Raw genomic sequence first — 12,719 nt, forward strand, 5'->3', positions numbered from 1 at the left:
GTCATCAAAAAATCCCAAGTTAACGCTTGGGATTTTTTTCGTTTTATGAGGTGCTTAGAAAGTGCTGTCATGAGACTGTCATCTATGTTTCAACGTTCTGTCATAAACTCTCGGTAGACTTAGGCGTAATTCGTATTTTTGTGGTGATAATTGTAAAGCCGCGATCAACTCTCCGCCAATCCAGCCTAACAGCAAGGTGACTGATAATGACATTATTGAATAATAAACAACCACTTGCCCATGAAGTCGTTGAAGATTCTAATCCGACTGACAATATCGATTTTCAAACCATTATTAGTCGTCGTTTGAACCGTCGTAGTATCCTAAAGGGTGGCACAGGATTGACGGCGGCGGCTTTTTTTGGGGCGCTACCTTTGGTTGGCTGTAGCGATGATGATGACAGCAGTCCTATCAAGAATACTGATAATAACGCGGCTATCCCTGCACAGGGCGATCTCAAACGTCCCGAAACTTTGAAGTTTACGGCAGTGGCGCATTCAATTGCCGAAACGATGAGTGTGGCAGCAGGCTATAAAGCCGAGATGATATTACCACTTGGTACGCCGCTGATATCGGGTATCGATGATTGGAAAGACAACCGAGAGCAGTCGGCAGAATCATTCGAGTGGCGCATGGGTGATAACCATGATGGCATGTGGTTCTTTGGTAAAAAGGGCGGCGCTTATGATGCCAAAGCGGCAGAGAATGGGCTGCTAGTGATGAATCATGAATACGTGAATAGTAACGAATTGAGTCCGTTTGGCTACTATGTGACCCAAGATGATAATGCTGCTCCCATCTTTAAAAATCGTCGCCTCGCGAGTGACGTGCGTAGGGAGGTTAATTGCCATGGGGTAGCGGTGGTCGAGATGAAACGCCGCGCTGATGGTAAGGGTTATGAGATGGTAGCTGATTCGAAATATAATCGCCGTCTCACGAGTAGTAGTACGGCGCAGTTGACAGGGCCCGTTGCTGGCTCTGATTTGGTCAAGACTAAGTTTGATCCGACAGGCTTTCAGACGCGCGGCATCAATAATAACTGCGGTGCAGGCTTGTCACCTTGGGGCACCTATCTGACCACCGAAGAGAACTTTTTAGGGGTATTCGCCCGTGGGCAAGATGCTAGCCAATTAAGTGATGGGCAAAACTATGGTCGCGAGCGCTACGGTGCAACAGAGGATTTCCCAGGCTGGGAGTATCTGTGGCACACACCTGAAGCCAAAGATGCCAAGATAGCCGATGAATTTTCGCGCTGGGATATGACCGCCGTCGGTATCAGTGCTGCTGACGATTATCGTAATGGCTTTAATACCTTTGGCTATATCACCGAAATTGACCCTTTTGACCAAAACTCTATGCCGCAAAAACGTACGGCACTGGGACGTTTTGCCCATGAAAACTGTGCTTATGCCCCCGTTGAACAAGGCAAACCGGTGGTCTTTTATATGGGCGATGATGCTCGCGGCGAATATATTTATAAGTTTGTCTCCAAAGCCACATGGTCAAATAGTGATATCGGCGGTGGCTTAAAAGCGGGCGATAAGTATTTGAATGACGGCACGCTCTATGTTGCTATCTTCAATGAAGATGGCAGCGGTGAATGGAAAGCACTCGTCCATAGTCAAAACGGACTGAATGCCTCCAATACGGTATTGCCTTTTAATGGGCAAGATGAGGTGTTGGTTTTTGCTCGTGCCGCAGCAGATGTGGTCGGTGCAACCAAAATGGATAGACCAGAGTGGGTATCGGTTAGCCCTATGACGGGTGAGGTATACGTCACATTGACCAATAATAAATATCGCGGCGTACGCGAAGATCAACCTGTGTCAGCCTCTAATCCGCGTAGCTATCAAGCAGGTGAAAAAGCGGCAGGTAATGACAACGGTCATATCATTCGCTGGGCAGAAGCAGGTGGCGATCATGCGGCCATGAGTTTTGAGTGGGATATTTATCTGTTTGCCACGCCTTATGATCTGACCGCAGAAAATTTGTCACAGTTAAATGATAGCAATGATTTGTCTTCTCCCGATGGTTTGTACTTTGATCCGCGTGGCGTATTGTGGATTCAGACCGATGACGGCGCTTATACCGATACCACCAGCTGTATGTTGCTGGCGGCTCTGCCGGGTAAAGTCAGTGATGGGACAGCCATAACGACCTCAGCAGGGCAACAGACCCGAGTCGGCATGCCTGCTAGTAATGACAATATCAAACGTTTTTTTGTCGGTCCTGAAGGCTGTGAAGTCACAGGTATTACCATGGTTCCTGACTTTAAAACCTTATTTATCAATATTCAGCATCCGGGTAATACTTGGGGCGCTATTACTGGAGGCAGTACGCCGCGCTCAGCGACCGTGATGATTACGCGTGAAGATGGCGACGTCATACTGGCAGAGTCGTTTGTCTAGTTAGATATTTGCATGAGTAATGATGTGTCTTACTCAATACATAAATCCCAAGTCATGGCTTGGGATTTTGTATTTTAGAGGATGGTTATTAATACGCAAGCATGGGTCTTAAAGGATAGCGCCTTTCTTTGACAATAAAAATACTTGATAGTTAAATCATTCTCTTCTGTTTATGACAATTACAGGATAGTATGGAAAATTCCTTCAACTGCTTGATATGTTAACACTATGCCCAGTCCAAAACCTTTAGAAACCATTCATGATTTATTTGCCACCACTCGGCGTCCAACTGCTGTTGAGTCGGATACTGGTGAAGGTTTTCAGGGCGATGTCTATGAAGAGTTGGCGAAACTCGAATATATCTATGTCGATGAGCTGAGCGCCGAGACGGTGGACAACAGCTATAGCAAACCGCATCAGCCTATTACGTTGGTTGATTTTTTTGAAGGCTTGGCTCAGTTGGCAACGATGGGCGTGGTGGAAGTCACTGATATTGTAGAGGCTATCCATCGTGAGATTCTGCTGCGTCCTTTAGGGCGGTTTAATAAAGGCAATATTGAGCACTGGCAGCGCGGCATCACGGGGCGGATTTATGGCACGGTGCGTTATACGATGCAATTGGTGGGCAATAATCTTGCCTCAGGGCTGCGTCTTTATAACACTGTTTCTAAACCCAAAAAAATACAACCTTTACCCAAAAACTTACGTCGCTTGGTCAATATTCTAAATGGCGTCATGGGCGATCATCTTATCACTCATCACAATCCATTGGCAGTATCGATGGTGCTATACGATGAATACAATCGTGTACAAAGTGGCGCGCTGTCTGGGCGTGTTATTATTTTATGCCATGGGCTTTGTATGAGTCATTTGAGCTGGCAGGTATCTGGAGAAGGCAATTTGGGTGAAGCGTTGGTCAATCACTTGCCAAAAGCGACGGTGCTGTATTTAAACTATAATACGGGTCGGCGTATTTCTAGCAACGGACGTAGCTTTGCAAAAGTCTTGCAAGATTTGGTTGAGAATAATCCCGACGTCACTCAGATAGATTTAATCGGTCATAGTATGGGCGGTTTGTTGAGCCGTAGTGCGTTGTTTTACGGTAAAGAGCAAGGCTTTAGCTGGGTCAAACGCGTGGGCAATCTTGTCACCTTAGGCTCACCGCATCATGGCGCAAGCTTGGAGCAGATTGGACATTTTGTTCAAGATAAAATCGCTAAGCTGCCTTTTGCAGGATCATTGGCTAAATTAGGCGACTTGCGTAGCGCCGGTATTATAGATTTACGTTACGGCAGTATTCGCGATGCTGATTGGAAGTCTACCGAAGGGCGCAGTGTGCTGCCAGCAGAGTTTCGTCATCCCACGCGTTTGCCCCTGCATGTGAATACCTATTTAGTAGCGGCAGCTTTGATTGAAACTCATTATGAATCTAAGACCACAAGTTTGCTTGGGGACGGGTTGGTCTCAGTAGAGTCAGCGCTCGGCGAATATACCGAAGAGCATACGCTAGCAGTACCAGAGGGACATAAGGCGATTTTTTATGGAGTCAATCACATGAATTTAATCTACAGCGATAGAGTACATGAGCAAGTTATTGCTTGGCTGTTGGATAAGAGGCTAGGCGATGCCCATGATGCAAAGTATGGGCTTGATAGTCGTATCTATTCTTATCCAGAAGTGGATGAAGTAGCCAATTAAGCGTGCTCGAAACCAGTTATATCGTCAGTCATAAATTTCAAGCCATGACATTAAAAACCCCCAAGCATGATACTTGAGGGTTTTTTTATTACTAAGCGAGCTGCACTAAATCCTAATTACTCAGAAAATATCGTGGTCACATCGTCTTTATTAAATTTATACATCTCGCCACAAAATCCGCAATCCATCTCAAAGTTACCGCCTTGCTCATCAATGATGTCTAAGACTTCTGCTTCACCGATTTGCTCAATGGCCATCTCACATTTCTCACGTGAGCAGGTGCAACCAAATGATAATGCAACAGGATCGGGCGCGACGACATTTTCTTCATGATACAAGCGATAAAGGATTTCGTTGGCATTAAGCGTGGTCAACTCTTCAGCTTTCACTGTCCGTGTCAAAACGCTCAGACGCGTCCACAAGTCATCGTCGATACCCGCATCTTGGTTTTGCTCGACTTCATAGGTTTCTTCAGCAGTACGAGGAAGCATCTGTACCAACATGCCACCCGCTTGCAGACCATCAGATGCCAAATTAATCAAGGTTGGAATCTGCGCCGATTGCTTTTGGTAGTGCGCTAAGCAGTCTGCCAAATTGTCATGGCTGCGCTCGACGATGCCTTGATAGGCTTCGCCGCCTTCAGGTTGAATGTTAATAAATAACACGCCTTGACCCATCGCACCCAATTCAGCAAATGCCTCTTTGGCATGAGTCATATTTTCCCAAGCCTGTACTTGCTCATCAGTCTCACCCTTCCAGCTAGCAAGGGCACGGATGATACCGTCTTGATTGCATTCTGCCATTGCCCAGTTTAGCAAGCTATCGCTGTCTGATGATTGCAATTGAATGGACAGATGACCATTGATTTTGACCGTGCCGATAAGCAAACTCGCTGCTGTCAGCATCTCACCCAATAAGCGCTTAATCGCTTCAGGATAAGGCTTTTGGGCTATCGTACTGGCATAGCTGCGTGATAGGCGCACCACATCACCGCGCACTGGCGAATCTTCAATAAAGAAACGTTGACGTACGTCATTGTCACTATGGTTGCCAGCATTCTGGCTGTCCGTATTAGGGACTTGAGTATCTTGTGTCATAGGTCATTTATAGTATTAAGAAGTTGTTAGCTTTATGGGGATTCATCGTGATTTATCAATTGCTCTTTAGATATTGTTTAACAGATTAAAGGCGTTTATTGGATAGTTATGGTGATACTAAACCCGATATCCTTAAAAAATAAGCCTCATTAAAAAATTTTTACCCACACCCGCTAATTTGTTGTACAGTAACATTAAGTTGCATTGTGATAAATAACAGCAACAACAACCGCATGGATGCGTGGCAATAAGGTCAATGAATAAGACCTGTGTCGTCCAAGCACTCATTCAATCTTGTGATAATGTGATAAAAGGATGTATCTCATGAGCTATCTATCTTCTAGGTCTTTCTCTAAACCTTTAACTCTCGCTGCTTTTATGGCGCTAGGTCTTGCAGGGTGTAATAACAGTAGCCAAACCAGCACTGATGCGCCAGCAGATGATGCAACAGCGACAGAAACCACTACCAACGGTACTCTACAAAAAATCAAAGACTCGGGTACTATTGTGGTTGGTCACCGTGACTCTTCTATTCCATTTTCTTATATCGCTGACGACCCAAGTCAGCCGATTGGTTATGCGCACGATTTAGAGATGAAAGTCGTCGAAGCGGTTAAGCAAAAGCTAAACATGCCAGACCTCAACGTCCGTTATAACCTTATCACCTCACAAACCCGTATTCCCTTGGTACAAAACGGCACGGTCGACTTTGAATGTGGTTCAACCACCAATAACGAAGAGCGTCAAAAACAAGTGGCATTCTCCAACGGTTTCTTTGAAATCGGTACGCGTCTATTGACCAAAAAAGACTCAGGTATTCAAGATTTCGAAGACCTAAAAGGTAAGACCTTAGTCACCACCGCAGGCACGACCTCAGAGCGTTATATTCGTCAGTATAATGATGACAACAAAATGGACATGAATATCATCTCAGCAAAAGACCACGGCGAAGGCTTCCTTATGCTAGAAAATGGTCGCGCGGATGCCTTTATGATGGATGATGTACTACTTGCTGGCGAAAAAGCCAAAGCAAAAAATCCTGATGAATGGGTCATCGTCGGCACGCCGCAATCGTTTGAAATTTATGGTTGTATGATGCGTAAGGATGATCCTGAGTTCAAAGCAGTGGTCGATGAAGCGTTAGCGAATGTCTTTAAATCAGGGGAAATCAACAGCATTTATGACAAGTGGTTCTTAAACCCAATCCCACCAAAGAACGTCAATCTAAACTTTGAGATGTCTGACAACTTAAAAGCCTTGATTGCCAGTCCGCATGACAGCGCTCAGCCGAAAGTTGCGACGGCACAGTAATTATTGTCCTGCAACATAGCTTGCTTACGTGTTCAGACTGATGTTGATGTCAATCTGAACACGTAGGATTTTCAGTCGCTGCTCGGAGAGACAACCATGAATTATAGCTGGAACTGGGGTGTGCTCTTTGAGCAGACTGGTATCGGTAATGAGCTTTATATCCATTGGATGATTACTGGTCTTGGCTGGCTACTATTGATTGGTAGTATCGCATGGGCCATTGCTATGGTCGTAGGTACTATCTTTGGCATTATGCGTACTTTGCCTAATAAGACCGCTCGTGCCATTGGCACCGCTTATGTGACATTTTTTCGTAATATTCCACTGCTTGTCCAGTTGTTCTTTTGGTTTTATATTGCACCTGGCTGGCTCACGCCCACGATACAAGAGTGGTGGTATAAGGATTTATCTCCTAACACTTCAGCCATGCTCTCAGCGAGTATCGGTCTTGGCTTATTTACCGCCGCTCGTATCGTTGAACAGGTACGTACAGGTATTGAGTCGTTGCCCGAAGGTCAGATCAATGCTGCTTATGCACTAGGCTTTAGTATTCCACAAGTTTATAAAGAAGTGCTGCTACCGCAGGCCTTTCGTATTATTTTGCCACCGCTCAGCTCTGAGCTGACCAACTGCTTCAAAAACGCCTCCGTCGCCTCGTTAGTGGGGGTAATGGAGCTGATCAGTCAAACCAAAACCATCAGCGAATACACCCAAAACAGCATCGAGATTTATACCTACGCGACGATTATTTATTTAGTATTTAACTTATCGTTGATTGCTATTATGGGGTTAATTGAGCGCAAACTGCGTGTACCTGGGCTCATTGCAGGAGGTCAGAAATGAACATGATGACCGAATTGGCAACAGCCTATCCTGGTTTGATGGGCGGCATGATTACCACCTTAAAAGTGCTGTTTTTGGCGATTATTGGTGGTATTAGCTTAGGAACGGTATTGGCGTTGATGCGCTTGTCTGGTATCAAAGCGCTTGAGATTCCAGCAAAGCTATACGTCAATTATTTTCGTTCTGTACCGCTACTACTGGTGCTACTGTGGTTTTACTTTGCCGTACCGATGATTTATTTTTGGATAGCGGGTAAGTACTTACAACTTGATGCTGCTTTTGCCTCTTGTGTGGTTGCTTTTATGATGTTTGAAGCCGCTTACTTTTCAGAGGTGGTGCGTGCTGGTATTCAATCGATTGGTAGTGGGCAGGTCAATGCCGCCAAAGCGCTGGGTATGACTTATGGGCAGACCATGCGTCTGGTTATTTTGCCACAAGCCTTTCGCAAAATGCTGCCGCTAATCTTGCAGCAGTGTATTATTTTATTCCAAGATACAACGTTGGTTTTCGCTATTGGTTTGACAGACTTTTTCCGTGCCGCCTATGTACGCGGTGAGCTGATGGGTTTGCTGACGCCTTACATTTTGGGTGCTGGTGCGGTGTATTTTATCATCAGTGTCAGTGCCTCCGTGGGTGTACAACAATTGCAAAAGCGTTTGCGATTTTGATAGATATTTATCTTGGTTTGCGCTTTTTGAGTGTTGAGGCTTTGGTTGAGTAGTTGATTTAACTTTTTTTAAATGACGATTATTAAAAACAATGTGGTTAGGAGCCAGTGATGAGCAAAGCTGATACATACTTAAATGCCTTTGGCGGACTGGTCACCAACAATGGTCATGCTAGTGATGAGATGGTCATTCAAATGTCCGATGTCAGCAAATGGTATGGGGATTTTCAAGTATTGAGTGATTGTACGGCGCATGTACATAAAGGTGATGTCGTCGTCGTGTGCGGGCCATCAGGTAGTGGTAAGTCAACCTTGATTAAGACGGTCAATGGACTGGAACCTTTTCAAGAAGGTGGGATCATGGTGAATGGTATCTCAGTTGGTGCGGCAAAAACCAATCTACCAAAATTACGCAGCCGTGTCGGCATGGTCTTTCAGCATTTTGAGCTGTTTCCACATTTGACCATTATTGATAATTTGACAGTGGCGCAAATAAAAGTATTGGGTCGCAAAGAGAACGAGGCCAAGCAAAAAGCCATGGCATATTTAGATCGTGTTGGACTAACGGTACAGGCCGCGAAATATCCCGCGGAGCTATCGGGTGGTCAGCAGCAGCGTGTTGCAATTGCACGAGCGCTGGCAATGGATCCTGTAGCGATGCTTTTCGATGAGCCGACCTCTGCGCTTGACCCTGAGATGATTCAAGAAGTGCTCGATGTTATGGTCGAGTTGACTCGTGATGGCATGACCATGATGTGTGTGACCCATGAAATGGGCTTTGCTAGTCAAGTAGCCAACCGTATTATCTTTATGGACGAAGGTCATATTGTCGAGAACTGTAGTAAGGATGAGTTTTTTGAAGGGGCAAAAAGTGACCGCGCGCAACTGTTCTTATCGAAGATTTTGAATCATTAAAACTCTCTACTGCGTTATTCGCATTATTTATAAATAGCAGATCTAAAAAGCGTCTATTAATAGGCGCTTTTTTTGTGGAAGTTGATTTATACCTTCAATTTGGATGCGTATGTGAGTGCATGCCTGTTTACTGATACAATAGCGGTCAATATTCTAACAACTAAAATAATTGCTTATCTATATGGGAGTTAATATGATCGCTGAAAACTCAGAAGTATCAAATAACGGTATTGTCATTATCGGTGCAGGTTTGGCAGGCTGGCATGTCATCGATGCCATTCGTGCAAAAGACAAAGATATTCCAATTACATTGGTAACAGCTGACAGTGGCGATCGTTATCACAAGCCAATGCTGACCATGGCGATTAGCCAAAAGAAAAGTGCGGCAGATTTGGTCAGAGCAACGGGCATTGATGCCGCAGAAGCTACAAATGTTAAGCTACTTGCCAACACGCAAGTGACGGATGTTGATACGACCACTCAACAGTTGCAGCTTATCTCTGCGCTGCGCTCAGATCCCGTTTATACCAATTACGCCACGATTGGCTATGATAAGCTGGTACTAGCGATGGGTGCGCATCCTATCTTCCCAAAAAGCTTGCCAGAGGAACTAGTCTGGCATGTCAATCATATTGAGCGCTTTGGACAGTTGCAAGAAAAGCTAGCCACTGGCAGTCAGCACGTCGCTATCGTTGGTGCAGGTATGGTCGGGACGGAGATTGCAGAAGACTTATTAAAAGCGGGTCATCAAGTGACACTCATTGATTTAAACGATGCACCACTATCACAAATGCTACCACCAAAAGCAACTTCTCGTATCGTACAAGCGGTCAAGTCGCAAGGGATTAACTTTTTAGGAGGGTATCAGGTATCTGCTATTACTCGTATCAGTGATGGAAAACTGCAGGTCAGTTATGAGGCGCTAGCATCAGCGACAGAAAGCAGTACTGCTGAGCCAATCGAACCACTTATGGTCGATCATGTGATTGCCAGTACAGGTCTGACCGTCGATGACAAACTACCTGCCGCAGCTGGTGTCGATTTTGACCGTCGCACTGGGATCGTGGTGGATGCGCCGACCTTGCGTACCAGTATAGCCAATATTTATGCGATTGGTGACTGTATGTCTATCGATGGCGTACCGTGTCGCTATGTCGCCCCATTACGCGCGCAGGCTGCTACCATTGCTGATGATGTGTTGGGCCTAGATCATAATGGCTATGAGCATAAACCGCCAATGATTCGTCTAAAAAACAAAGCAATCTCCGTCATGGTGACAGGTGTGCCAAAAGCGACTGGTAATTGGCAGGTCAAGACAGAAAGTGATGAAGAACTGGTCATGGACTTGCTGAATGATAATGATGAAGTCAGCGCAACAGTAACGATTAAATCGCCTGTAGCACCTATATTGTAACGATTAAAAAAGCTCTAAATCATAGCCAGTGTTGCCATCCTAATGCAGCACTGGCTTTTTTATATCTATCGTATCTTTTATATGAATAATCAACTTAATAAGATGGCGCAGCAATAGTAATCGATACGTATTGTATCAATATTATTGACAGGCTTTCATTTAAGAGACTATATTGGTTAGGGCTTGATTTAATTATAGTCTATGGTGACAGAGAATATTCAAGGAAGAATATGACATTTACCTTTGTAGTCTATTACCGCTCTGATAACAAACATTAAACAGCAAAACGAAAGGACTCGTGATGACTCAGATTACCGATTTTGACAGCATTATTAATGAAAGTACGCCTAATAACAGTATTCTCAACAATATCACTAAAGTTAATATAGGCGTGCGTTCAGCAAATGCGCCACTCACCAAAAGCCATGATAAAGGCATTGATGTGCCGCTCATTGAAGCGACAATCGGTGATTTTTTTGATGCCATTGTCAATAAATATCCTGATCGTGAAGCTTTGGTTTCTCGCCATCAAAATATTCGCTGGACGTATCGCGAACTACAAGAGAAAGTTAATCAGTTAGCGAGTGCCATGATTGAAATGGGACTTGAGATTGGTGATCGCATCGGTATCTGGTCACACAATAATGCTGAATGGCTCTTGATGCAATTGGCAACCGCGAAAGTCGGCGTTATCCTCGTCAATATTAATCCTGCTTATCGTACCTTTGAGCTGCAATATGCGCTGAATAAGCTGGGCTGTTCGGCATTGGTATTAATGCGTCATTTCAAAAGCAGCGACTATACACAAATGATTCGTGAGCTTTGTCCTGAGGTTTATCATAAGAACTATCAGCAATTAGACTTGGTGGAGATTCCAACGATTGAGCGTATCATTTGGATTGATGACTCAGAAAGCGATGAAAATTTCAATTTTATGCAGAAATTCTCCGCTTGGATGGCAGAGGGTAACGCAAACGACCCTCGTTTAGCTGCGCGCCAAGCCCAGCTAAAGAATACCGATGCTATTAGTGTGCAGTTTACTAGTGGGACAACGGGTACACCAAAAGGCGCTACTTTAACGCATCGAAATATCTTGAATAATGGTTATTTTCTTGGCGAAGGTATGAGGCTGACAGAGGAGGATAGGCTATGCATTCCATTACCACTTTATCATTGTTTTGGCATGGTAGGCGGTAACTTAGCCATTTTGACCCATGGTGGCTGCGCGGTGTATCCCAACGATGGTTTTGATCCGCTAACGGTATTGCAAACGGTGGAAGAGGAAAAATGTACCGCTCTGCTTGGGGTACCGACGATGTTTATCGCGGAGCTCGATCATCCAGACTTCGACAGTTTTGATTTGTCCAGCTTACGCACTGGTATTATGGGCGGCTCTAGTTGTCCCATCGAAGTCATGCGCCGCGTCATGGATAAAATGCACATGAGCGAGGTGACGATTGCTTATGGCATGACCGAGACCAGTCCAGCTTCTTGTCAAACCAGCTTGCAAACGCCACTCGAAAAAAGAGTCTCCACCGTAGGGATGGTGCTGCCCGCGCTTGAGGTCAAAATCGTCGACACTGAAACGGGTGATGTCGTCCCGATTGGAGAGACGGGCGAATTACTCACTTATGGCTACGCGGTGATGAAAGGCTATTGGGGCAGCCGCTTTAAAACACGCGCGGCGATTACGGATGGCTGGATGCATACGGGTGATTTGGCAGTGATGGATGAAGATGGATATATCACTGTGGTTGGACGTAGCAAGGACATGGTCATTCGCGGCGGCGAAAATATCTATCCAGTAGAGGTTGAGAACTATCTCTATCGTCATCCGAAGATTCGCGATGTATAAATTGTTGGTGTTCCTGATAAAAAGTACGGTGAGGTACTCGCGGCGTGGATTATTGCAAAAGAGACAAATAGCTTAAGCGAAGAAGAGGTAAGGCAGTTTTGTTGTGACCATATTGCTCATTATAAAGTGCCGACCTATTTCCGCTTCGTCGATGAATATCCAATGACCATCACTGGTAAAATTCAGAAATTCAAAATCGTTGAGCAAATGATAGAAGAGTTGGGTCTGGAGTGATTTGAGATTATTAATCACTGTAAAAGCCAGCTTTTTTCTATGTGTGATAAGGCTGGATTTTTTGATTTAAGTCATTCAAGAAATTCGTCACTTAATCATGACTGATGAATTTATCTTATATTATCATTTTAAATGATACATATTGTATTACTATTATTGACAGTCTTCGATTTAAGACGGTATAGTAGCTAACGCTAGTTAATACCTGTTCAAGGAAGAATGAATCGGTGATAGGCGACTAATAAGCACCATAAAAAGTAAAACGAAAGGACTCGTT

At 44.7% G+C, this 12,719-nt stretch carries 8 protein-coding genes and 1 pseudogene; 8 read left to right on the forward strand and 1 reads right to left on the reverse strand.

Features of this window, described 5'->3' with window-relative positions:
* Positions 1-206: 206 nt before the first annotated feature.
* Both AK822_RS02005 and AK822_RS02010 read left to right on the forward strand, forming a co-directional pair.
* On the forward strand, positions 207-2,408 hold the full coding sequence (locus tag AK822_RS02005) for a PhoX family protein (RefSeq protein WP_060490388.1): 2,202 nt from the start codon (positions 207-209) through the stop codon (positions 2,406-2,408).
* Between the two features lie 228 nt (positions 2,409-2,636).
* Entirely contained in the window at positions 2,637-4,106 is a 1,470-nt protein-coding gene (locus tag AK822_RS02010; RefSeq protein WP_060490389.1) for an esterase/lipase family protein, read from the forward strand.
* A 116-nt stretch (positions 4,107-4,222) separates the two neighbouring features.
* Here AK822_RS02010 and AK822_RS02015 read toward each other — a convergent pair whose 3' ends face one another.
* Positions 4,223-5,203, reverse strand: a complete 981-nt coding sequence (locus AK822_RS02015; RefSeq protein ID WP_060490390.1) for an Hsp33 family molecular chaperone HslO — start codon at positions 5,201-5,203, stop codon at positions 4,223-4,225.
* 324 nt (positions 5,204-5,527) lie between these two features.
* On the opposite strand from AK822_RS02015, the gene AK822_RS02020 reads away from it, so the two are divergent.
* The 6 genes and pseudogenes from AK822_RS02020 (at position 5,528) to AK822_RS02045 (ending at position 12,442) form a co-directional block, all read left to right on the forward strand.
* Positions 5,528-6,514, forward strand: a complete 987-nt coding sequence (locus tag AK822_RS02020; protein WP_060490391.1) for a glutamate/aspartate ABC transporter substrate-binding protein — start codon at positions 5,528-5,530, stop codon at positions 6,512-6,514.
* A gap of 96 nt (positions 6,515-6,610) precedes the next feature.
* Entirely contained in the window at positions 6,611-7,357 is a 747-nt protein-coding gene (locus tag AK822_RS02025; protein WP_055123453.1) for an amino acid ABC transporter permease, read from the forward strand.
* Positions 7,354-8,025 carry an ABC transporter permease subunit gene (locus AK822_RS02030; protein ID WP_060490392.1) on the forward strand — a complete coding sequence of 224 codons (672 nt, stop codon included), beginning with the start codon at positions 7,354-7,356 and terminating at the stop codon, positions 8,023-8,025. Before AK822_RS02025 ends, AK822_RS02030 begins: the two co-directional genes overlap by 4 nt.
* Positions 8,026-8,207: 182 nt before the next feature.
* Positions 8,208-8,939: an amino acid ABC transporter ATP-binding protein gene (locus tag AK822_RS02035; protein ID WP_060492141.1), complete on the forward strand. Its 732-nt coding sequence runs from the start codon at positions 8,208-8,210 to the stop codon at positions 8,937-8,939.
* Between the two features lie 193 nt (positions 8,940-9,132).
* Positions 9,133-10,353, forward strand: a complete 1,221-nt coding sequence (locus tag AK822_RS02040; protein ID WP_060490393.1) for an FAD-dependent oxidoreductase — start codon at positions 9,133-9,135, stop codon at positions 10,351-10,353.
* 301 nt (positions 10,354-10,654) lie between these two features.
* Positions 10,655-12,442 (forward strand): annotated as a pseudogene (locus AK822_RS02045) (AMP-binding protein).
* The last annotated feature ends 277 nt before the right edge of the window (positions 12,443-12,719 follow it).

Origin of the sequence: Psychrobacter sp. P11F6, assembly GCF_001435295.1 — a bacterium.
GTDB lineage: Bacteria > Pseudomonadota > Gammaproteobacteria > Pseudomonadales > Moraxellaceae > Psychrobacter.